This window comes from Achromobacter sp. 1011791174, assembly GCF_059760925.1.
The window spans coordinates 1-21,138 of record NZ_JCBANH010000109.1; the positions used below are offsets into that span (position 1 = coordinate 1).

Sequence of the window (21,138 nt, forward strand, 5' to 3'; positions counted from 1 at the left end):
GGCGTGAGCGGCAGGTCCAGCGTCGGGGCGGGGTGGGCCGGGCCGGCGGGCAGGCCCCAGCGCGTGAGCGCGGCGCGGGTCAGGTAGTGCCAGGATTCGACGGCGTGCAGGGACGCCTCCGGCTTGTCCACCGGCCAGCGCAGCAGCAGGCTGCGGCCGTCGTCCCGGTAGCCCGCCGACGGCAGGCCCGCCAGCCGGAACACCAGGGCGCTGGACAGCGAGTCGGGCAGCAGCAGGCCCCGGGCGCGCCTGCCGTCGACGCCCAGCGCGCGACGGTGGGCGCTGACCGCGGCCCGGTCGGGTCCGACCTTGCCTCGCATCGCGATGAAATCCTGCTTGTCGATGCCTTCCAGCAGGTCCCGCGCCCACGGGCGGGCGCAGATCACCAGGGGCAGGCCGGCCGCCTGCAGGGCGCGCAGGCTGGGCAGGCTCATGCAGACATCGCCAACCCAGTTGGGCAGGCGGACATACAGACAGCTGAATTCGGACATGGGCGGGCGCCGGGGCGCAGGTCAAGGACGGGACAGGGGGCGGACGGCGGCGCGCAGCCGGTACAATCCACCGCATAATTGTATTGAAGCGAGTGATTCCTTTGAATTCTGCCGCACGCAAAGCGACCTTGGGCTCCGAGCCTGTCAAAGCCGAACTCTGGGGGCGGATCTACAAGCGCGTGGGCGCCTACTGGAAGGGCCTGGTGCTTGCCATCCTGCTGATGGCGGGCGCGGCGGCCACCCAGCCCACGCTGGCGGTCATCATGAAACCGCTGCTCGACGAGGGCTTTTCCGGCGTCAAGCCGCATTATGTCTGGTCCTTGCCGCTGGCGGTGGTGGGACTGATCTTTGTGCGCGGGGTCTGCAATTTCTTCAGCGACTACCTGCTGGCCTGGGTGGCCAACAACGTGTTGCTGGGCATGCGCCGCGACATGTTCGAACGTCTGCTGGGGCTGCCCGACGCCGACTTCAAGACCGGCGACACCGGCCGCCTGCTGAACCGCTTCACCATCGACGCCGGCAACGTCACCGGCTACGCCACCGATGTGATTTCCGTGCTGGTGCGCGAAACCCTGGTCGTGATCGCGCTTATCTGCGTGCTGCTGTACATGTCCTGGGTACTGACCCTGATCATCCTGATCATGCTGCCGGTGTCGGTGCTGGTCGCCCGCGTGTTCATCAAGCGCCTGCGCAGCATCAACCGCGACACGGTCAACATGAATGCCGAGCTGACCCGGGTGGTCAGCGAGGGCATCGACGGCCAGCGCGTCATCAAGCTGTTCGACGGCTATGAGGTCGAGCGCGGCCGCTTCGCCTTCGTCAGCGGCAAGCTGCGCCGCTTCGCCATGCGCACGACCACGGCCGACGCCGCGCTGACGCCGCTGACCCAGGTCTGCATCTCGATTTCTGTGGGCGCGGTGATCGCCGTCGCCCTCAGCCAGGCCAATAGCGGTTCCCTGACCGTGGGCAGCTTCGCCTCGTTCATGGCCGCCCTGGCGCAGATTTTCGATCCCATCAAGCGCCTGACCAACGTCGCCGCCCGCATGCAGAAGATGCTGGTGTCCGCCGAAAGCGTGTTCACGCTGATCGACCAGAAGCCGGAAATCGACCAGGGCACGCGCACGCTGCCCGAGCCGGTGCGCGGCCGCGTGGAATTCCGAGGCGTCGGCCATCGCTTCCCCGACGCCGACCGCGACACGCTGCACGACGTGTCCTTCACCGTCGAGCCCGGCCAGACCGTGGCGCTGGTGGGCCGCTCGGGCAGCGGCAAGACCACGCTGGTGAACATGCTGCCGCGCTTCGTGCTGGCCGAGACCGGAACCATCCTGGTCGACGACGTGCCCGTCAACGACCTGACGCTGCGCAGCCTGCGCTCGCATCTGTCGCTGGTCAGCCAGGACGTGGTGCTGTTCGACGACACCATCGCCGCCAATGTCGGCTACGGCGCGCTGGGCGAGGCGAGCGAGCAGCAGGTCCGCGACGCGCTCGCCGCCGCCAACCTGCTGGAATTCGTCGAGGGCCTGCCCAACGGCCTGCAGACCCAGGTGGGCGAGAACGCCGCGCGCCTGTCCGGCGGCCAGCGCCAGCGCCTGGCGATCGCGCGCGCCCTGATCAAGAACGCGCCCATCCTGATCCTGGACGAGGCCACCTCGGCCCTGGACAACGAGTCCGAGCGTCAGGTTCAAGCCTCGCTGGAACGCCTGATGCGCGGTCGCACCACGCTGGTCATCGCGCACCGCCTGTCCACCGTGCAGAACGCCGACCGTATCATTGTGCTGGACGCCGGCAGGATCGTCGAGCAGGGCGCCCATTCCGAGTTGCTGGCGGCCAATGGCCTGTACGCATCGCTCTACAAGATGCAGTTCCGCGAGGACTAGCCCTCCCCGAAGCGCTTGCGCGCTGCCCCTCGCGGCCCATGCCTGCGGACCGGCAAAGCCGGCTCCGCGGCATCCCGATGGGTGGCGATCGATGCTCTAGATGCCCGACTGAGGGCTGCCCGAACCAGGAGAAGCCTCATGTCCGTGCCCGCCGAAGGCAATCAACTCGTCAACGTCGTCGTGCTGCTGGGCGCGGCGGTGGTCGCCGTGCCGCTGTTCAAGCGGCTGGGGCTGGGGTCGGTGCTGGGGTATCTGGCGGCCGGCCTGGCGATCGGCCCGTTCGGCATCGGCTTCTTTTCCGATCCCAAGTCCATCCTGCACGTCGCCGAGCTGGGCGTGGTGATGTTCCTGTTCATCATCGGGCTGGAGATGCAGCCCTCGCGGCTGTGGAAGCTGCGCGGAGAGATCTTCGGCCTGGGCGTGGCCCAGGTGCTGGCCTGCGGCGCGCTGCTGACCGGGGTCGGCCTGCTGGCCGGGCTGTCGGCGCCGGCCGCGTTCATGGCGGCCATGGGCTTCGTGCTGTCCTCCACCGCCATCGTCATGCAGATCCTGGCCGAGCGCGACGAGACCGCCAGTGCCCAGGGCCAGCGCATCGTTTCGATCCTGCTGCTCGAGGACCTGGCCATCGTGCCGCTGCTGGCATTGGCCGCGCTGCTGGCGCCCGCCGGCACGGGCGGGCACGGCGATCCCTGGACCCAGGCCGCCATCGCGCTGGGTTGCGTGCTGGCGCTGCTGGCGGCTGGCCGATGGCTGCTTAATCCGCTGTTCCGCCTGCTGGCCGCGGCCCGCGCGCGCGAGGTGATGACGGCGGCGGCGCTGCTGGTGGTGCTGGGCGCGGCCTTGCTGATGGAGCTGGGCGGCCTGTCCACCGCGATGGGCGCATTCCTGGCCGGCGTGCTGCTGTCCGAATCGACTTTCCGGCATCAGCTGGAAGCCGAGGTCGAACCGTTCCGGGGCATTCTGCTGGGCCTGTTCTTCCTGGGCGTGGGCATGTCGCTGGATCTGTCCGCGGTGGCGCGCGAATGGCCGTTGATCCTGGTGGCGGTGCTGATCTTCATGGCGGTCAAGTCCATCGGCGTCTATGCCGTCGCCCGCGCGTTGCGCGCCTCCCATGGCGAGGCGCTGACCCGCGCCGCGCTGTTGGCCCAGGGCGGCGAGTTCGCCTTCGTGCTGTACGGCGCGGCCGCCGCGGTCGGCATTTTCGACGCCCATCTCGCGGCCGTGCTGACCGCCGTGGTCATCATTTCCATGGCGCTGACCCCGCTGTGCGTGCTGGCGCTGCGCTGGTTGCTGCCCAAGCCGGCGCCGTCCATGGACGGGGTGGACGTGGCGCGCGACCTGGACGGCTGCGCGCTCATCATCGGTTTCGGGCGGTTCGGCCAGATCGTCACCCAGGCCATGCTGGCGCGCGGCATCAAGGTGTCTATCCTGGACACCGACACGGACGCCATCCGGGCCGCCGCCAAATGGGGCGTGAAAGTCTATTACGGGGACGGAACCCGCGTGGACATGCTGCGCACCGCCGGCGCCGGGACCGCCAAGCTGATCCTTGTCTGCATCGACGATCCCAAGGCCGTCAACCATGCGGTCAAGCTGATCAAGTCGGAATTCCCCCTGGTCAAGCTGGTGGTGCGCGCCTACGACCGCATTCATGCGCTGGCGCTGGTGAAGGAGGGCGTGGACTTCCAGGTGCGTGAAACCCTGGAGTCGGCCCTGGCCTTCGGTGAAGCCGCCCTGCGCGAGGCCGGGGTGCCGGCGGACGAGGCCGAGGAAGCGATGGCCGACGTGCGCCGGCGCGACGCCGAGCGCTTCGAGCTGGAAGTGGCCGGCGGCCTGTTCGCCGGCCGTTCCCTGCTGTACGGCAACATGAGCAGCCCGGCCGACGGCCGGAACGACCAGCCGGACCGGGAGGCGCCGGACAGTCACGAGGCCGCGCGCAGCACGTCCGTGTGACAAGCATTCGCGGCATCTATGTAAAGCGATCTTTGCATTTATTTTCGCTTCATTTCACGCGCAAGCCGCGCCTGCTGAGTTAGATTGGGCCGGTCGGTTCTTCATTCCGAAGAGCCCGCCGCCAGGAGGCCGCCATGCTGCAATCAGATCGCATCACCACGCCGCCGCAAGCCATCGGTTTCGAGCTTGCCCGCCGACAGGCCGCCGTGCTGCGCTGCGGATTTTCAGCGCAGGCGATGCGCGAGCTGGTATCGCACTCGGGGGCGGGCGGGCCGGCCTGGGCCATCGGCGCCCACCGTGAAACGGACAAGGCGCGTGGCGCCAAGGGCTTTCCGTTCCGCATCGCCGCCGCCGTGTCCTGATTCGGCGGCCGGCCGGCGTCAGGGCTGGGCCATCGCCGTGCGGCTCTTGCCGGCCGACTTCGCCAGGTACAGGGCCCGGTCGGCCGCGTGCAGCACCGAGGCCCTGTCGGCGCCGTGGCGCGGAATCAAGGCGATGCCGACGCTGCCGCCGATGCTCACCGGCTTGTCCTGGTCCAGATCGTAGGGCAGGGAAACCGAGGCAATGATGCGTTCGCCCAGTTCGCGCGCTTCGGCCTCGGACAAGCGGCCGGCCAGCAGCACGAATTCGTCGCCGCCGATGCGCGCGGCCACCGCGTCCGCCGGCTTGAGCGCGACCAGGCGTGCGGATACCTGGGTCAGCAACGTATCGCCCGCCGCGTGGCCGTAGGTGTCGTTGACGGCCTTAAAGCCGTCCAGGTCCAGATACAGCACCGCATATTCCGCCTGTCCGTGGCCGGCGTTGCGGACGGCGATGTCCAGCGCGCCGAACAGGCCGTGACGGTTGAGCAGGCCGGTCAGCGAATCCTGGCGGGCATGCAGCTCGTTCTCGCGCCGGGCGAGCATGGTGGACACCAGCATGTCGTTCAGCCGGTACGAGGCCATGGACATGGACGTCATGTACAAGGGCACCTGCACCAGCACCAGCCACAGGATGGACTCGTGGGTGAACAGCGCGCCCAGCGCGCAGGGGCCGATGCTCAGTGCGACCATCGCCGCCGACAGGCGCGGCGCGCCGAAGTTGCGCACGCAGATGCCGCCGACCATCGACGCGGCCGACAGGCATGCCAGCGTGGCGGCGATCCAGTCGCCGCTGAGCAGGCTGATGAAGGTGCCGTAGCCCACGCTCAGCGCCCAGCAGAGCGCCAGCACCACGTACAGGTCCGTGTGCGTGGGCTTGCCGGCGAGCGCCGCCCGGCGGGCCGAGGTCAGCACCACGATGCGCGAGGCGCAGACCAGCGTTTCCAGCGCCAGCCACAGCAGGAAGGGCGGCTCGGGGCGGCGCAAGGTTATCAGCGCGGCGACCATCAGCGTATTGATGATGCCGCCGAAGAAGATCGGCAGGGAGCCGAACAGGCCGCCCAGCAGAGCGATCTGGATATCGGCGGGCACGTTGCGGCCGGGCTTGACCAGCCATTTCGTCAGGCGCCATGCCGGCAAGCTGTAGATCCGATCCTTTTTTTCCATGGTGTCTCGGAGGCGGCCGCGGGTCCGGTTCAATTCGGCTCGGTCCACGCGCGCGGCCGGATTGCGCCATGGTAGCCGGGGACGGCCGCGGGCGCATCATACGGCAAGTGCCCGCGTCATGTATTCACGGTGTGTTTACACCGTATGCCGCCGCTGCTTGCGCGGCTGCACATGGCCCGGCATTATCTGGCTGCTGCTTTACAGGATATGAATCCGGCCCTCGGCCGCCGCGAAGGAGCGCCGTCTTGATGCCCCACGGCTATGTGCACCGCGCCTTGTACACCTTGGCCACGCTGGTCGCGGTGGGCATCTGCGTGGCCGCGGCGGCCTTGCTGTGGGTCGACCGGCGCGGCACCTGGGACGCGGCCTATGTCGCGTCGCGCAATCTGGCCGACGGGCTGGCCGGCGCCATCGGCCGCACGCTCCACGTCTACGACCTGTCCTTGCAGGGCGTGATCGAACGGTTGCACGAGCCGGGCGTGGCCTTGCTGGCGCCGCAGACGCTGCATCGCTTCCTGTTCGATCGTTCCGCCTCGGCCGAGTACCTGGGCACCATCCTGGTGCTGGACAGCGACGGCCTGGTCCGCTACGACTCCGCCTCCATCGCACCGCCGCTTACCAGCTTCGCCGATCGCGATTTCTTCCGAGTCCATCGCGATGCCGACGACGTGGGCATGTACCTCAGCCGCCCCTACCGCAGCCGCCTGCGCGGCGGCGACGAGAGCCTGGCGGTCAGCCGGCGGCTGTCCAATCCCGATGGCAGCTTCGCCGGCGTGGTCGTGGGCACGCTGCGCCTGGCGTATTTTCGCGATCGCTTTGCGGGCCTGTCGATCGGCGAGCGCGACGTCATCACCGTGTTCCGCAACGACGGCGCGGTGCTGGCGCGCGACCCGTATTCCATGAGCGACCTGGGCGACGACCTTGCCATGTCGCCGGCCTTCCAGCAGTTCCTGATCCGGCGGGAGGGCGCCTTCGTCGGCATGCTGTCGCCAGACGGCGTGCGTCGCCTCTATACATTCGACAGTGTGGAAGGCACGCCCGTGGTGGTCGCCGTGGCGTTGGCCGTGGACGAGGTGCTGCAGCCCTGGGTGCGCCGGGCGATGCTGATCGTACCCGTCACCATCGCCCTGTCGGCGGCGATGCTGGCGCTGATGCTGCTGTATCGCCGGGAAATGGCGCGGCGCGGCGAGGTCGAGCGCAGGCTGGAGGCGCAGGCGCATACCGATGGCCTGACGGGCATATCCAATCGCAGGCTGTTCGACGAGGTGCTTGAGCGCGAGTGGCAAAGCGCGCTGCGCGAGCGCGCGCCGCTGTCCCTGCTGTTCGTGGATGCGGACCATTTCAAGCGCTACAACGACCGCTATGGGCATCAGGAAGGTGACGCGCTGTTGCGGCGGCTGGCCCAGGCCATCCGCCAGAAGGCCCGGCGGCCGCGCGACCTGGCGGCGCGCTATGGCGGGGAAGAGTTCGTGCTGTTGCTGCCGCGCACGGAAGGGCGGCAGGCCCTCGCCATCGCTGAACGCCTGCGCAAGTCGGTCGCCGCCTTGCGGCTGCCGCACCAGGACAATGGCGGGGGCATCGTCACGCTGAGCATCGGGGTGGCGTCGGCGCTGCCCGAGCCAGGGCAGGCGGCGGCCAGCCTGGTCGAAGCCGCGGACGCGGCGGTCTATCGCGCCAAGGAGGCCGGCCGCAACCGCGTGTTCATGGCCGGACGGTAAGGCGCCGGCGTGCCGGTAGCGCGCGCCGCCCGCAAGGCGGCGCGCTTCAGGCAAGGGCTCAGCGGCCCAGCATCACGGCCTGCAGGCGGGTGTGGGCCTGCTGCACGTTGCGCGCCTGGGTGTTCAGGTCTTGCAGCATCGTGTTCAATTCCTTCTGAACGGCCGGATCGCTGACCTGGACCGTCGAGCCGGAGATCTGGATTTCCTTCTGGTGCTGGGCGACGTAGTCGGCGATCTTCAGGCTGCTGTCGAAAGTGGCGTTGATCTGCGGCAGCACGCTGCGGAAGGTGTCGGCCGGCAGCGTCACGGTCTTTTCATAGGCCTTGGCATAGACGGCCTTCAGGTCGTCGGGCTGCTTGAGCTGCGCGCGGGCGGCGTCGGCTTTGCCTTGCTGCTCCTTCAGCGCCGTGCCCATGTCATTGAGCGCCGTCTGCACCGTCTTCAGGTCGTCGCGGCGAGCGACGATGTCGCTCAGTGTACGCATGCCGCCCTTTTGCATCAGGCTGTTCAGCGGCTTGACCGATGCGTCCATGCCCGAGTTGAAATCCGTGATCACGGCGTAGTGCGCGGCGTAGTCGCCGAAGGACTTCTTTTCTTCCGCCGTCAGCTGCGGCACGCGCACGCCGGGTTTGTCGATGATACGGGTCTGCAGGAATTGCGTGAACGCGGCGCGTTGCTCGGGTTCCTTGTCGCCGCAGGCGGCGAGCAGCAAGGGCAGCGCCAGGGCCAGGGCGACGATCGGGCGGAAAAGGAATTTCATGGAAAAGCTCCTGTGTTGCGGGATATCGGGCGAGCCGCCGGGCAGCAACGCCAAGCGCCGGGAGCTTATCGACTGCTCCCGGCGCCTGCCACAGGTTTAAGACTTGTTTGCAAACGAAGTGGAATGAAACAACTCGGTCACAGAACGATGTGATTCGCGCGTCGTTTGCTGCTACGTGCGCGCGGCGCGCGCTTAGCGGGGCGCCTGGACGGGCCCTAGACCACGAATTGCGGCCGTCCTTCACGGACCCAGCGGGCGTAGCGCGCATCGATGGCCGGAGCCAGCCGTTCGTAGTGTTCCCAGGTGTCCGGCACGCTGTAGAGCGAGGCTTCGTTCACCGAGAAGGCGGCGAAGTAGTCGTCGATGTAGCGGCTGTCGTGATCGTCGCCCACGTAGTACGCCAGGGCGAAGGCGGCGCCCTCGGCATTCAGATCTTCGTCGATCAGTTTTTCGTCCAGCTCGGTGATCAGGAACTGGGCGCCCGTCAATTCCCGGCGTTGCAAAGCGGCCAGCGCCTCGGCCGAATCGTCGATCAGCTCCTCGCCCGCCATGCCGTGCAACAACGCCCAGGCCAGGAACATGCCGATGTGGGTGGCGGCGGCGGATTCAGGCAGGTCGGCGGGATAATCGCCCTCGTAGTGCCAGGATGCATCGTCGAATTTCATCAGGATCTGTGTTCCTTGTCGTGGGAGGGCCGCCCGCGCGCCGGGCGGTGCGGGATTCAGAAAACCAGCGGGCGCAGCACCAGCACCCAGACCGCCAGCAACAGGGCCAGCACGCTGATGGCCAGCGAGGCGGTGGCGCCCGCGCGGCCCAGGTCGGCCCGATGGGCGCCTCGACGCCAGCCCGCATAAGTGAGGCCGGCCAGCGCCAGCCAGCCGAGCGCCGCGCCGGCATAGGGCAGGCCGTCGGCGATGCGCGGCAGGAGATTCCAGGCGACCAGCACGCCGAGCAGGGTCAGCGTGCTGCAGAGCAGGGCCATGAAACCCAGCCTGGGACTGAGCCGCATCAGGAAGGACTGAATGCCGCCGGCGATGAAGGCATAGGCCGCGAGCTTGGCGGCGCCGGCCTCGGTGTTGCCGTTCAGGATCAGGGCGAGCGGCGCGCGCGAGCCGGTGCCGCGCAGGAAATAGTAGAAGGCGCCGGCGGCGACCGCGCCGAAGCACAGGGCCAGGACGCCGTGCCAGCGCGCGCGCGGGCGGGACGGCGGATGGGCGGCGATAACGGGCGAGGGTAGGTTCATCGGTGATTTCTGTGGCGGTGTTCGCGGGTGGGGCATGTGCTCGGTGCTTGAGGCAGATGCCGGTTCGTCGCCACGGCGTTGCCGCTACTGACGGACTGCCCGGTCCACTTCCCCTCTGGCGGGAATTGTACGCTGACGTTTCCCGTCAAGACGGGAGACGAGTGCCTGGTTGTTTTCTCGTCGCGCTGCATTGATAGTTGGTGGCAGTCGGGTGGCGTTCAGGAGCAGGCCGAGCGGCGCATGCACGACCTGTCCGACGGCTTCGTTTTCGTGGGCGTGCGCTCGCAGCCGCGCACCATTCCTGGCATCAGCACGAGCGCGACGCAGCTGCGCAGCGACGATGGGGCGGCGTTCTTCGAGCTGGATCCGAACAGCCACAAGCTGCGCATCGTGGCGCCGGGCGGGCTGGAGGTTGTGACGCCGCATGCCACGTTTAGCGAGCGGGTGACCGTGACGGGCCTTTTCACTTTCCTGGGCGGCCTGGTTGGCAGTGCGGTCGCCGGCGCCGCGGCGACGATCACGGGCGCGATCAACTTCATCGGTTCGCTGACGTCGAACGGCAAGCGGATCGACGACACGCACCAGCACAGCGGCGTGCAGGGCGGCTCGTCCAATTCCGGGCCTGTCGTGTAGGAGCTTTCATGCGCTATCGAAAACTGGACGCTAACGGGGACTACTCGTTCGGCGGGCAGCAGGCCGACTATTACCGGGACACGCCGCTGGCGGTGGCCCAGGCGGTACAGACGCGGCTGATGCTGTTCCGTGGGGAGTGGTTTCTGGACACGACGGACGGGACGCCGTGGATGACGGAAGTGCTGGGCAAGAACACGCGAGCGACCTATGACGCGGCGATTCGCCAGCGCATCCTCGGGACGCCGGGGGTAATCGAGCTGGTGAGCTACAGCAGCGACCTGGATACCGATGCGCGGCAGGTGGCCATCGCGGCGACGATCAACACGGTCTACGGACAGACCACAGTGCAGGCGAGGATTTGATGGCCATCACGACTACGGCGCCGACGGTGGACGCGACCGGCATCCATGCGCCGACCTATGCGGATGTCTTGGACTACCTGCAGACGCAATTTCGCGCGATCTACGGGGCTGACGTGTACCTGGGTGCAGACAGCCAGGACGGGCAATTTCTGGCGATTCTGGCGTCTGCGATCAACGACACGAACACGGTCGCGGTTCAGGTTTACAACTCGTTCTCGCCGGCGAAGGGGATCGGCGAAGGGCTGTCGAGCAACGTGAAGATCAACGGCATCAAGCGGGCCCAGGCTAGTGCGTCGACAGTCGATCTGCGCATTGTGGGGCAGGCGGGAACCACGATCGTCAACGGCATCGCGAAGGATGCGAATCAGCAGCAGTGGGCGCTTCCCGCGGTGGTGGTCATCCCGCCGGCGGGAGAGGTCACCGTTACGGCCTCTAGCGCGCAGCAGGGCGCCGTTTCGGCGGCGGCCGGTACGATCACGCAGATCGGTACTCCGACGCTGGGCTGGCAGTCGGTGAGCAACCCGGCCGCGGCCACACCCGGCGCGCCGGTCGAAAGCGACGCCGCGTTGCGCGTCCGGCAAGCTGTCTCGGTGGCGCTACCGTCGCGCACCGTGCTGGAAGGCACGGTAGGGGCTGTGGCGTCGATTGCTGGTGTGGCGCGCTATCGGGCCTACGAGAACGACACGAACGCGACGGACGCCCACGGCATTCCGTCACACAGCATCAGCCTAGTGGTGGACGGCGGCGACGCAATGGCCATTGCCAGCGCAATCGCCGCCAAGAAAACGCCTGGAACGGGGACCTTCGGAACAACCACGGAAGTCGTCACCGACATCTACGGCATCGCGCATCCGATCCACTTTTTCCGGCCCGTCGCTGCGCCCATCACCGCTGCCCTGACGATCAAAGCGCTGACCGGCTACACGACAGCGGTCGGTGGCCAGATCAAGGACGCGGTGGTTGCATACGTGAACGCGGCGGCCATCGGGGGAGGTTTGAGCGGATCCGTCGAATGGGGCGACGCAATCACGGCCGCCAATTCAGTTGGGGGAGGTGTCGTCTATAAGCTGGTGTCGTTGACGCTGTCGGGCCCTGGCGGCACGGGTACGCCTGACGTGCCTCTGGCATTCAACGCCGCGGCGGGGGTGACGCCTGCGGCCATAGCCCTGACGGTGATTTAAATGGCTGACCTGGAGAAGTACCTGGGGCTCGTGACGGCTTTCCATCGGGACAAGCCCAAGTTCAACGGTATGGTGGGCGGCGTCTCGCAGTGCTTCGTCAACGCCCAAGAAGTGTTCACCGACTTGATCGCGGCCTTCGACCTGGACATTGCAATCGGCACTCAACTCGATGCAATCGGGCTGTGGGTCGGGATATCGCGCCATGTCCGAACGCCGCTGGTCGGAGTCTACTTTTCTCTCGACACCTTTGGCCTGGGAGCTGATGAGGGGGTCTGGCAAGGGCCATTCGATCCAGATTCCGGCGTGACGACGCTCGACGACGAGACCTACCGGCTGCTGATCAGAGCCAAGATCGCGGCGAACCACTGGGACGGAACACTGAACGGTTCGGCACCCATTCTGCAGCTGATTTTCGGAGATGGCACGCATGTGTTCATTCAAGACAATGGCGACATGTCGATGGACATCGGGGTCTCCGGTGAGCGCCCCTCAGCAATCTTTCTCGCGCTCCTGACCGGCGGATATATCCCCGTGAGGCCGGAAGGCGTGCGCATCAACTATTACGTGGTGCCCGATGAAGATGGTCCTCTCTTCGGGTTCGATGTTCAGAACAAGTACATCTCTGGGTTCGAAAGCGGGCTCTGGGGTGTGCTGCATGCCGGTTGATCGCCGGCCCACCAAGGAAAAATCGTGGCTACCAATCAGATTCTCCCCTTCGGTACTGCGGCCGGCGCCAACGTACTGTCGCCCGCGGAATATCAGTCTCTCGCAACCCGCGCAGGAGGCTTTCAGTCGGGTGTTGCGAAATCGAAAGAGCTGAATACCGTTTGGCGTCAGGTGTCCTTCGCCGCCGCCATGCTTGGCCAATTCATCGCAGATACAAGCGGCATCGATGTATTGGACGATGGGGATATCCCTGGCCTGAAAGCTGACTTCATTGCAGCCCTGCGGGCGTACTTGCAGTCTCAGGTGGCGTCGACTGCTCAAGCTCAGGCGTCAAGCGACGATTCGGTGCTGTTGACGCCGAAGAAGTTGGCCGACTCTCTGAAAGGGGCGAACCAGCTATTTGGAACTTCGGGCTATCAAAAGCTCCCAGGTGGCCTGATCATTCAGTGGGGTGCGGTGGACGCAAATTCCTCGGGGGTATACACGACGTGGCCTGTGTCTTTTCCAACAGCATGCCGCCGTGTTGTTTGTTCACACAGCAGTGGGGGAGGGGCAGTGGCATCGTCCAGCGCCGCAACGACAGTTAGCGGGGGAACGTTTTATCTGTCTACAACAAGTGGACTATTCGGGACGGTTAACTATATCGCTATTGGAGATTAGGACATGACGAAGTTCATCGCTTTTGCAGTGGACGGGGCACTGACTGCCCGCTACGACAGCCTTATCAATGGCGACGACATCCCGCCCGATGCGGTCTCAGTCAGCGACGAGCTATTTGTATCGACAATCAATGAGTTGGACGGCATTTGGATGCTCGACCGCAGTAGTGGTCTGATCGAGAAGCGCCCAACTCCGCCGCCCACAGACGCGCAGTTGGCGGCAGCGGCTTTCGCACATCGTGATCAGCTGCTCGCGGCCGCAGCTGTAAGGATTGCTCCATTGCAGGATGCGGTGGATTTGTCGATGGTCACCGATGCCGAACAGCAACTGCTGACTAGGTGGCAAAGTTACCGCGTTTGTGTGAGCCGAGTATCGCAGCAGGCCGGCTTTCCGAAGGCTATTGATTGGCCACAGGCGCCGGCCTGATTTGTAGCAATCTCTGTAGGAGGCGCTTGTTTTCAACTACGCGAGAAAGCGTCCGGGACAGTACGACGATAGCTAGAACAGATCCAACTGCAATTGCAATGCTCTGCAGCATCCCCTGCCTTATCCATGGTTGAAAAACGCCGTAGATGAACAGCAGTAAGGGGAAGTGTATGACGTACAACGTATATGCGTATGCAGCACTTGAGCGCGCAGCGGTTGAAATGCGCAGTCGGCCTTGAAGCAAGAGCATGAGAAGCCCGCAAGCTGCAAAGCCGAAAAATACGTTGAACCTGACAAGCGCTAGCCAGGATAGTTTGCCGTCGATGATCGTGGAAGATTGATAGCCATTCCATGCCGCTGCTGTAAGGCAGCCCGCTATCGCTATGAGGATGATCGATAGCGACGGAAATACTCGCCGATCATGAAGAATGGCGACAACATAGCCGGCAGCCCAAACCGGAAGATAGTAGAAAAACTGGCTATTGTTTTGTGCCAACTGCATGAGTCCGGCCGCAACGGGTACCGCAAGCAGGCGCCACCATCCTCGCGGGAGAGCAACGATTGCGGCGAGCGCGTAATACCAGATCTCAATCGATAAGCTCCAGAGCGGCCCGTTTGCTGTGGGCGTATCTGTGAGGTATCCATTTAGGCCAAGTGCGGCACCGAGGATTTCAGAGGCCGTGTAAGTTAGACCAGTGCGTGCTGGGCTTTCTCCGGGTGACTGTAGGAAGGACGATGAGCCACTGGGGAAAACGAATGGCGACAAGTGCTGCATCGCTACGATCAACAGTAGCGCAAGCAGCAATGGCGGCCAAATTCGTAACACCCGATCGATGGCATATTGACCGATCGCGAAGCGACCGTTATGACGATTCAGATTGCCATTTATCGATTTGCCGATGAGGAAGCCGCTGAGGACAAAGAACACCATCACAGATGCCTGCGCGGCAAACCCAAGTGCAAGACTAGCCCCAGCATGCATCGGCGCAATGATCGTCTGATTGGCGTGAGCGATCGCAACGATGAGCGCGGATGCGCCGCGCACAGAGTCGAGTTGAGCAGACTCTAGTTCGGTAAGTTTCTGAAATGATGGTGTCCGGGGGGGCATTTAGATAGCTCAAGGCAGCATTTTTTGAAAACTCTGCCGTATTTTATGCCGCCTTCGGGCGGATTTTTTCGGTCGGGAGGACCAATGGCAGGACCTGCAAGCACGGGTGTTGTTGCGGCAGCGGCGGCGGGCGTGACGCTCGCTGGACTGTTGCCGGGGATAGACGGGAATGCGCTGATTGGCGCCTTCGCCGGCGCGTCGCTGTTCGTAGTCTCGCGGAAGGAGGGGGGCGCGCTGGCGCGGCTGGCCTATTGGGCGATTTCATTCGTGATCGGCTATCTGGCGGCCCCTGACGTGGTCGGGCTTACTCCGATCAAAGAAACCGCGATCGCTGCATTCGGTGCGGCGGCGCTCGTCGTCACGGCGGCGCTGACGGCAATCGAGAAGATCAAGACGTTGGATTTTTCGGTCTTCAGGAAAGGGGGCTGACATGCAACCTGCAGAAGTGATCGCATCAGGCCACCACGTTCTGGTGGCCTTTCTTTTTGTGGCGGCCAATCTCGCATCGGCCGGGCGACTGCTGCTCTACAGGCGCAACGGCGCGCGGTTCCGGCGCGGCATGTCCTGGGTGGCCTACATGCTGATCGTCGGCACGGGCGGCCAGGCGCTGGACGTGCTTGTCCAGCATGAGCAGGTGACCGTGTGGCAGACCGTTGTGGCGCTCTTGCTGGCGGTCCTCGTTTATCGCGCGCAAGGCAATGTTGCGTGCATTGTGAGTGTGAGGCAATGATGAATCTGACCGAAATCACTTCGACGGCGATCAACCCTGCGCTGGCCCTGCTGCCGGCCGCCATGTACACGCCGGCCGCGCGCGTCATGCTGCTGGCGATCGGCCTGCAGGAAAGCCGCTTCGTGCATCGCCGGCAGATCGGCGGCCCGGCGCGCGGCTTCTGGCAATTTGAGAAAGGCAGCCGCTCGTCGCGCGGCGGCGTGTGGGGCGTCTACCTGCACCCGGCGAGCAAGGACCACCTGGTGACGTTGTGCAAGGCCCGCAGCGTGGCATGCGATCCGGGCGCGATCTACGGCGCGCTGGAATACGACGACATCCTGGCCGCCGGTCTTGCGCGGCTGCTGCTGTGGACGGACCCGGGCAAGCTGCCGGCCGTCGGCGATGCCGATGCGGCCCTCGCGCTGTACTTGCGCACCTGGCGTCCGGGAAAACCGCATCCGCAGACGTGGCCGGCGCTGTATGCCCAGGCCGTGGCCGAGGTACAGCCGTGAGCGCTATGGGACGCGCCGCCGGCGTGCTGGCAGGCTGGCGCGGTTACGCGGCGGTGGCCATCGTGGGTGCCGTCGTGGCCTGGACGGCCCAGGGCTGGCGCTACGGCGCGGAGATTGCCGAGCTGCAGCGCCAGCAGGCCGAAGAGAACGACGCCCAGGCCCAGGCGACCGTGGCCGCGGTCGAAGCGGCCCGAACCGAGGAGAGGCGGCGTACTGCCGCCATGGAGAAAGCCCGTGATGATGCCCAGACCCTGGCCGCTGCTGCGGCTGCTGACGCTGCTGGCGTTCGTGATGAGCGTGACCGCTTGCGCGCCCGTGCAAACACGCTGGCTCGCTCCGCAGTCGCCCGAGACGCCACCCTTGCCAGCGGAGGCCCGTCAGGAGCCGCTGCCATCGATCTGCTCGCCTACATGCTCGGCCGCGCTATCGATCGAGCTGCAGCGCTTGCGAGAATTGCAGACCGCGCCCGCGTCGCCGGACTGACATGCGAGCGCGCATACGACAGTCTGAGCGTACGGAACTAGGCCAACGCGCAGCAGCCGGCTATTATGTCGCCGTGAAAAATCCGGCGACATACGTACAACAATGAAATTTCAATCCATCCAAGCGCTGCGCGCAGTGGCCGCGCTCATGGTTATGCTGATGCATGCACGCATCGCTGTGTACTGGGCCAAAGATCTCTGGTATATCCCCGGTATCAGCGACAATGGTGGTTTGGGTGTGAACCTGTTTTTCTGTATATCTGGGTTCATCATTTGCCATGTCGTGAGCAAGAGCGAATTCAACCCAGGTACCTTCTTGCTCAAGCGTGCATGGCGTATCGTCCCCCTATATTGGATCGTGATGGGGTTGGGGTTGCTGTTCAACTATACCGACCGCTTCTTCCAGTACGATCTCGAGCAACTAGGGAACATTGGGCTGCTCAAGAGCTTTCTCATTTTCCCGCAGAAAGACCACCCGTTCATCGCGCCGGGCTGGTCTCTCGAACACGAAGTGATCTTCTACGCGTTGGCGGCCCTGATCGTCCCATTTGTGCGCGTGCGCGGCTTGTTCATTGCATTGGTCGCGGCCTGGTTCGTTGGCCGGTTTCACAAAGGGTGGGACTACCACCTGTTTTACGACGGGCAAATATACTTCGCTGCGGGCATCGCAGCGTACTGGATGCGCAAGGCCAATCCGTTTGTGATGATGTGTGTTGCTGCTGTGATGCTAGGGCTTGGCTATCTCAATTTGTACCAAGTCTTTAACTTCGGATCTTTCTACATTGCCTTGTTGCTGAGCTTCGGTTTCGGCGCTCTGATCTCGGGTCTGGTTTCCTTGGAGTACAACGGCCTGAAATTTCCCCGCTGGTTGGTGGGAATCGGCAACGCCTCGTTCTCAATCTACCTGGTGCACTGGCTTGTCCTGCCTTGGATCGGGACGGCAGCCTACTACGTGGGTGGTTCCCTCGAGGCCTGGCGCTGGGCGGCTGCGGGGGCATCGTTGCTGGCGGGCCTCGTTAGCTTCCAGATCATCGAACGACCTCTGATTGCGTTCGCCAGTTGGGTGGAAAAATCCTGGGCAAAGCGGGGAGGGGCGATTCGAGTTTGACGGCGCCTCCAGGGATGGAGGCCCAGTATAGGCCCGGTCAGCGCGCTGCGTGGAGGGAAGCCACAGCATTGCGGGCGCCGCTGGCCGCCACGGCTTCCCCGCCGCGGCACTCAATCAGGTGGCCTGCCCATAGTGCCAGCGCCTCGCGCCGTTCCTTCCAGTAGCTGTACTGGTCGTAGATCCCCTCGATGCCCTTGAGCTTGTGGTTCAAGCACATTTCGGAAATGTCCCTGCCAACGCCCAGGGCGCGCATGTGGGATTTCGCGGTCGACCGTAGATCATGCGGCGTAAAGCGGCGGACGTCAGGCTTGGCGTACTCGAACCAGTAGTCGATGGCCCCCCAGACCGCATCCTTGCCGATAGGGGCGTCGCCGCCGTGCTTCTTGAGCCGCGCCACCGTGCGTGCCGGGACGATGTAGCGTGAGTTCAGCGCCAGCGCGTCCAGCTCGCGGAACCACGCCACGACGGCCGGCGCCAGAGGGATATCCGTCGCGGGCCCTGTTTTTGACGCAGGGATGTGCCACATGCCGGAGCCAAGGCGCTTGATCGTGTGCTGGTCAGTGCGGACGTGCTCGCGCAGCGTGGTGGAGAACTCGGACACTCGCACGCATGTGGCCACGATGATCCACATGCTGAGCTGGTTTTGGCGGTTCATGCCGGCGCCGCGCATGACCAGGGCCAGCTCGTCGTCGGTCAACATGAGGCGCGCTTTGGCTTTGGGCCTCTTGCCAATCAGGGACTCCAGGCTGATTCCCATCGCTGGGTTGACCTGGATGATGTGCTGGCCGGCGCCATGTTTGAACACTTCGCGGGTAACGATGTATAGCGCTTCCGTTTCGCGCCAGCCCTTCGTGCTTGCGAATCCATCTTTCGTCTTGCGGATGATGTCGATGACGTCGCCAGGCGCGACACCATCGACAGCGCGGCCGCGCCAAGCCTTCTCGATCCGGCGCAGCTGGCGCTCGTACAGCTTCTGGCTGTTGGGCGCCAGGTGGCGCAGCACCTTGGCGCGATAGTCGTCGACCAGCCAGTCGATGGTCTTGGCGGCCCGGGCCTTCTGCTTGGCCTCGCGCTTCTCGGCTGCAGGGTCCTTGCCGCCGTCTATCAGGGCGCGCAGCCGGCCGGCCTCCTTTCGCGCTTCGGCCAGGGTGATATCCGGGTAGTTGCCGATGGTGGCCTCGGCGCGCCGGCCGGGCATGCGGTAGCGCAGCACCCAGGCTGCGGTGCCCGCCTTGGAAAGGGTGAACGTCAGGCCGCCGCCGTCGGACTTGGCCAGAGGCGCGCCGGCGCGGATCCAGCTCTTGATCTGGACGTCGGTCAACAGGCCTTGCAATGCGCGCTTCGTCGCCATGGTGTCCCCGGTCTTGGGTAGCTGGGCGGCTTGGCTACCCATCTAGCTACCCATTTTTCGTGAGCTGGGAGGATAACTCGTGAGAAGCCAAGAAAGAAAGCCGCAAGGATTCATGCGGCTTTCAGAGGGGCAATGATATGTGGTGAGAAGTCCGGAGTATCAGACAAGAATTATGTCGTACTTCTCTTGCGTATACGTGCTTTCCACTTCCAGCGACACGCGCTTGCCCACGAAATCTCCCAGCATGGCCAGGTGCTGGCTTTCCTCTTCCAGGAAGAGATCCACCACTTCCTGCGAGGCGAGGATGCGGAACTCCTTGGGATTGAACTGCCGCGCCTCGCGCAGGATTTCGCGCAGGATCTCGTAGCAGACCGTGCGCGGCGTGCGCACGTTGCCGCGCGCCTCGCACATGGGGCAGGGTTCGCAGAGCTGGTGCGCCAGCGAATCGCGGGTCCGCTTGCGCGTCATCTCCACCAGGCCCAGCTGCGTGAAGCCGTTGACGGTCATGCGGGTGCGGTCGCGTGAAAGCGCCTTCTTCAGCTCGGCCAGCACGGTGTCGCGGTGCTCCTGCTCTTCCATGTCGATGAAGTCCAGGATCACGATGCCGCCCAGATTGCGCAGCCGCAGCTGGCGCGCGATGGCTTGCGCGGCCTCCAGGTTCGTCTTGAAGATGGTGTCGTCGAAATTCCGGCCGCCGACGAATCCGCCCGTGTTCACGTCGACCGTGGTCAGCGCCTCGGTCTGGTCGATGATCAGGTAGCCGCCGGACTTCAGGTCCACGCGCCGCGACAGCGCGCGCGCGATTTCCTCGTCCACGTTCGCGGTATCGAACAGCGGGCGTTCGCCGCTGTAGTGACGCACCCGCTCCACCACCGACGGCGTATAGGTGCGCGCCCATTCCAGCATGGACGCGGTGGTGGTGCGAGAGTCCACCAGGATGGTGCCGGTGTTCGGACCGACCATGTCGCGCAGCACGCGCTGCGCCAGCGTCAGGTCCTGGTGCAGCAGGGCGGGGGCGGGCTGCGTGCGCGCCAGCGCCTGCACGCTGGTCCACAGCTTGCGCAGATAGGCCACGTCCGCGTTCAGTTCGTCGTCGTTGGCGCCTTCAGCCTGGGTGCGGACGATGAAGCCGCCTTTCTCCCCTTCGGGCATCAACGCCTGCAAGCGTTCGCGCAGCTGCGTGCGCTCGGTCTCGGAATCGATCTTCTGGGAGATGCCGATATGCGGATCATGCGGCAGATAGACCAGCATGCGGCCGGCCATGCTGATCTGCGTGGACAGCCGCGCGCCCTTGGTGCCCAGGGGGTCCTTGACCACCTGGACCATGATGGTCTGTCCTTCGAACAGCAGTTTTTCGATCGGCGTGGGCGGCAGCCCCTGGCTGCGCTCGCCCCGGTTCTCCCGCAGGTCTGCGATATGGATGAATGCCGCGCGTTCCAGCCCGATGTCGATGAATGCGCTTTGCATGCCCGGCAGCACGCGGACCACACGGCCCAGGTAAATATTGCCTACATGGCCGCGCTGGATGCTGCGCTCGACATGCAGTTCCTGCACCGCTCCCTGCTCGACCAGCGCGACGCGGGTCTCGAACGGGGGGACATTGATCAGGATGTCTTCGCTCATTGCGGTGGCAGTGGGCATGGGGCGGTCGTCTCCATTGAGTTGGGTGGGCGGCTTACAAGGCGAATAGTAAACGTACCGCCGGGGCAGGCAAGTCGAGACGGGGCGTTCTCGTTGACGAAGCTGGGGGCGGGTGGCACGGAATGGTGGCTGCGGGCAGGTGTTCGAATCCTGTTTTGCACAGAGGGGCGCGTTGGAGGGAGAAGGGAGAAGGGGCGCCCTGATTCACGGTCCTCGGAAAAGGGACGTCGGAAAAGGGACGTCGACGGGTGTGGGCGGGTGACGGTTGCAGGTGTCCGTTTGAACCAGGTCGTACTGTGCTGCCGCTCGGAAGACAGGGCTGATCGGTTCGTTCTGATCCGGGTGCCCTGAGCGGGTGGCGCGGTCTTCTATATATATGGTGTGTCGTCGCATCCTATACATATAGGGATAAAGAGGTGGCGCCAGTGCGGCTGCCAGACCGCGGCGAATAAGTCCGTCGCACTCGGGGCTTCGCGGCGTCAGAAGCGGAGCCGGCGCCGGAGTCCTCAGGCAATGGGTTAGGAGCGAGGCAAGACCAGGGCCATCTCTATATAGGCTGGCCGCAACACACCAGCGAAGCCGGAGCGATTTCGCCACAGATTGCGTCCTGCGCTCGGCAGCCAACATCTTTTTTACGACCGCCGTGTGACAAGCGAAATTTCTGTGCTATAGTCTCGCTCCTTCGCAGTTCAAGCAGTTTTCTGAGCCGCGAAGCCAAGCAGGACGCAACG

The 21,138-nt window shown here is 64.8% G+C and carries 22 protein-coding genes and 1 pseudogene; 15 read left to right on the plus strand and 8 right to left on the minus strand.

Annotation, left to right across the window (positions count from 1 at the left end; translation table 11 throughout):
- The coding region (locus AC6LJ5_RS26180) for a glycosyltransferase family 9 protein (RefSeq protein WP_498142048.1) at positions 1-491 on the minus strand (491 nt) is incomplete at its 3' end.
- Positions 492-592: 101 nt separating this feature from the next.
- Here AC6LJ5_RS26180 and msbA point away from each other — a divergent pair.
- The 3 genes from msbA (at position 593) to AC6LJ5_RS26195 (ending at position 4,683) form a co-directional block, all read left to right on the plus strand.
- Positions 593-2,368 carry a lipid A export permease/ATP-binding protein MsbA gene (msbA, locus tag AC6LJ5_RS26185; RefSeq protein WP_103273630.1) on the plus strand — a complete coding sequence of 592 codons (1,776 nt, stop codon included), beginning with the start codon at positions 593-595 and terminating at the stop codon, positions 2,366-2,368.
- A 138-nt stretch (positions 2,369-2,506) separates the two neighbouring features.
- Complete coding sequence (locus tag AC6LJ5_RS26190; protein ID WP_498142049.1) at positions 2,507-4,321, plus strand: monovalent cation:proton antiporter-2 (CPA2) family protein; 1,815 nt, start codon at positions 2,507-2,509, stop codon at positions 4,319-4,321.
- 134 nt (positions 4,322-4,455) lie between these two features.
- Positions 4,456-4,683 carry a hypothetical protein gene (locus AC6LJ5_RS26195; protein ID WP_103273632.1) on the plus strand — a complete coding sequence of 76 codons (228 nt, stop codon included), beginning with the start codon at positions 4,456-4,458 and terminating at the stop codon, positions 4,681-4,683.
- A gap of 18 nt (positions 4,684-4,701) precedes the next feature.
- Here AC6LJ5_RS26195 and AC6LJ5_RS26200 read toward each other — a convergent pair whose 3' ends face one another.
- Complete coding sequence (locus AC6LJ5_RS26200; protein ID WP_103273633.1) at positions 4,702-5,847, minus strand: GGDEF domain-containing protein; 1,146 nt, start codon at positions 5,845-5,847, stop codon at positions 4,702-4,704.
- A gap of 248 nt (positions 5,848-6,095) precedes the next feature.
- On the opposite strand from AC6LJ5_RS26200, the gene AC6LJ5_RS26205 reads away from it, so the two are divergent.
- Complete coding sequence (locus AC6LJ5_RS26205) at positions 6,096-7,565, plus strand: GGDEF domain-containing protein (RefSeq protein ID WP_498142050.1); 1,470 nt, start codon at positions 6,096-6,098, stop codon at positions 7,563-7,565.
- A gap of 58 nt (positions 7,566-7,623) precedes the next feature.
- On the opposite strand, the gene AC6LJ5_RS26210 is transcribed toward AC6LJ5_RS26205, so the two are convergent.
- From AC6LJ5_RS26210 to AC6LJ5_RS26220, 3 genes are all read right to left on the minus strand, one after another.
- Positions 7,624-8,325 (minus strand): DUF3053 domain-containing protein, encoded by a 702-nt coding sequence (locus tag AC6LJ5_RS26210; protein ID WP_103273635.1) that lies wholly within the window; start codon positions 8,323-8,325, stop codon positions 7,624-7,626.
- 215 nt (positions 8,326-8,540) lie between these two features.
- On the minus strand, positions 8,541-8,990 hold the full coding sequence (locus tag AC6LJ5_RS26215; protein ID WP_392413376.1) for a DUF7832 domain-containing protein: 450 nt from the start codon (positions 8,988-8,990) through the stop codon (positions 8,541-8,543).
- A 56-nt stretch (positions 8,991-9,046) separates the two neighbouring features.
- A complete protein-coding gene (locus tag AC6LJ5_RS26220) occupies positions 9,047-9,568 on the minus strand; it encodes a hypothetical protein (protein ID WP_498142051.1) in 522 nt (173 codons plus the stop codon).
- Between the two features lie 78 nt (positions 9,569-9,646).
- Between AC6LJ5_RS26220 and AC6LJ5_RS26225 the strand changes: the two are divergent.
- The 6 genes and pseudogenes from AC6LJ5_RS26225 to AC6LJ5_RS26250 all read left to right on the plus strand — a co-directional run.
- A pseudogene (locus AC6LJ5_RS26225) lies at positions 9,647-10,201 on the plus strand (phage baseplate assembly protein V); the annotation flags it as partial.
- A gap of 8 nt (positions 10,202-10,209) precedes the next feature.
- A complete protein-coding gene (locus tag AC6LJ5_RS26230; protein ID WP_498142052.1) occupies positions 10,210-10,563 on the plus strand; it encodes a contractile injection system sheath initiator in 354 nt (117 codons plus the stop codon).
- Positions 10,563-11,744: a baseplate J/gp47 family protein gene (locus AC6LJ5_RS26235; protein WP_498142053.1), complete on the plus strand. Its 1,182-nt coding sequence runs from the start codon at positions 10,563-10,565 to the stop codon at positions 11,742-11,744. The genes AC6LJ5_RS26230 and AC6LJ5_RS26235 overlap by 1 nt, the downstream gene beginning before the upstream one ends.
- On the plus strand, positions 11,745-12,410 hold the full coding sequence (locus AC6LJ5_RS26240; protein WP_498142054.1) for a DUF2612 domain-containing protein: 666 nt from the start codon (positions 11,745-11,747) through the stop codon (positions 12,408-12,410).
- 24 nt (positions 12,411-12,434) lie between these two features.
- A complete protein-coding gene (locus AC6LJ5_RS26245) occupies positions 12,435-13,070 on the plus strand; it encodes a gp53-like domain-containing protein (RefSeq protein ID WP_498142055.1) in 636 nt (211 codons plus the stop codon).
- A gap of 3 nt (positions 13,071-13,073) precedes the next feature.
- A complete protein-coding gene (locus AC6LJ5_RS26250; protein ID WP_498142056.1) occupies positions 13,074-13,496 on the plus strand; it encodes a tail fiber assembly protein in 423 nt (140 codons plus the stop codon).
- Here AC6LJ5_RS26250 and AC6LJ5_RS26255 read toward each other — a convergent pair.
- Positions 13,468-14,604, minus strand: coding sequence for an acyltransferase family protein (locus AC6LJ5_RS26255; RefSeq protein ID WP_498142057.1), 1,137 nt, complete (start codon positions 14,602-14,604; stop codon positions 13,468-13,470). The two genes, AC6LJ5_RS26250 and AC6LJ5_RS26255, sit on opposite strands and share 29 nt — an antisense overlap.
- Positions 14,605-14,688: 84 nt before the next feature.
- Between AC6LJ5_RS26255 and AC6LJ5_RS26260 the strand changes: the two genes are divergently transcribed.
- The 5 genes from AC6LJ5_RS26260 (at position 14,689) to AC6LJ5_RS26280 (ending at position 17,415) form a co-directional block, all read left to right on the plus strand.
- Positions 14,689-15,033: a putative holin gene (locus AC6LJ5_RS26260; protein ID WP_498142058.1), complete on the plus strand. Its 345-nt coding sequence runs from the start codon at positions 14,689-14,691 to the stop codon at positions 15,031-15,033.
- A gap of 1 nt (position 15,034) precedes the next feature.
- Positions 15,035-15,334, plus strand: a complete 300-nt coding sequence (locus AC6LJ5_RS26265) for a phage holin family protein (protein WP_498142059.1) — start codon at positions 15,035-15,037, stop codon at positions 15,332-15,334.
- Positions 15,334-15,825 (plus strand): hypothetical protein, encoded by a 492-nt coding sequence (locus AC6LJ5_RS26270; protein ID WP_498142063.1) that lies wholly within the window; start codon positions 15,334-15,336, stop codon positions 15,823-15,825. The genes AC6LJ5_RS26265 and AC6LJ5_RS26270 overlap by 1 nt, the downstream gene beginning before the upstream one ends.
- A gap of 5 nt (positions 15,826-15,830) precedes the next feature.
- A complete protein-coding gene (locus AC6LJ5_RS26275) occupies positions 15,831-16,349 on the plus strand; it encodes a DUF2514 family protein (protein ID WP_498142060.1) in 519 nt (172 codons plus the stop codon).
- 61 nt (positions 16,350-16,410) lie between these two features.
- A complete protein-coding gene (locus AC6LJ5_RS26280) occupies positions 16,411-17,415 on the plus strand; it encodes an acyltransferase family protein (RefSeq protein ID WP_498142061.1) in 1,005 nt (334 codons plus the stop codon).
- A gap of 37 nt (positions 17,416-17,452) precedes the next feature.
- Here the strand turns inward: AC6LJ5_RS26280 and AC6LJ5_RS26285 are convergent, their stop codons facing one another.
- Both AC6LJ5_RS26285 and rng read right to left on the minus strand, forming a co-directional pair.
- Positions 17,453-18,766 carry a tyrosine-type recombinase/integrase gene (locus tag AC6LJ5_RS26285; protein ID WP_498142062.1) on the minus strand — a complete coding sequence of 438 codons (1,314 nt, stop codon included), beginning with the start codon at positions 18,764-18,766 and terminating at the stop codon, positions 17,453-17,455.
- A gap of 159 nt (positions 18,767-18,925) precedes the next feature.
- Positions 18,926-20,389 (minus strand): ribonuclease G, encoded by a 1,464-nt coding sequence (gene rng / locus AC6LJ5_RS26290; protein WP_498142064.1) that lies wholly within the window; start codon positions 20,387-20,389, stop codon positions 18,926-18,928.
- Positions 20,390-21,138: the final 749 nt, after the last annotated feature.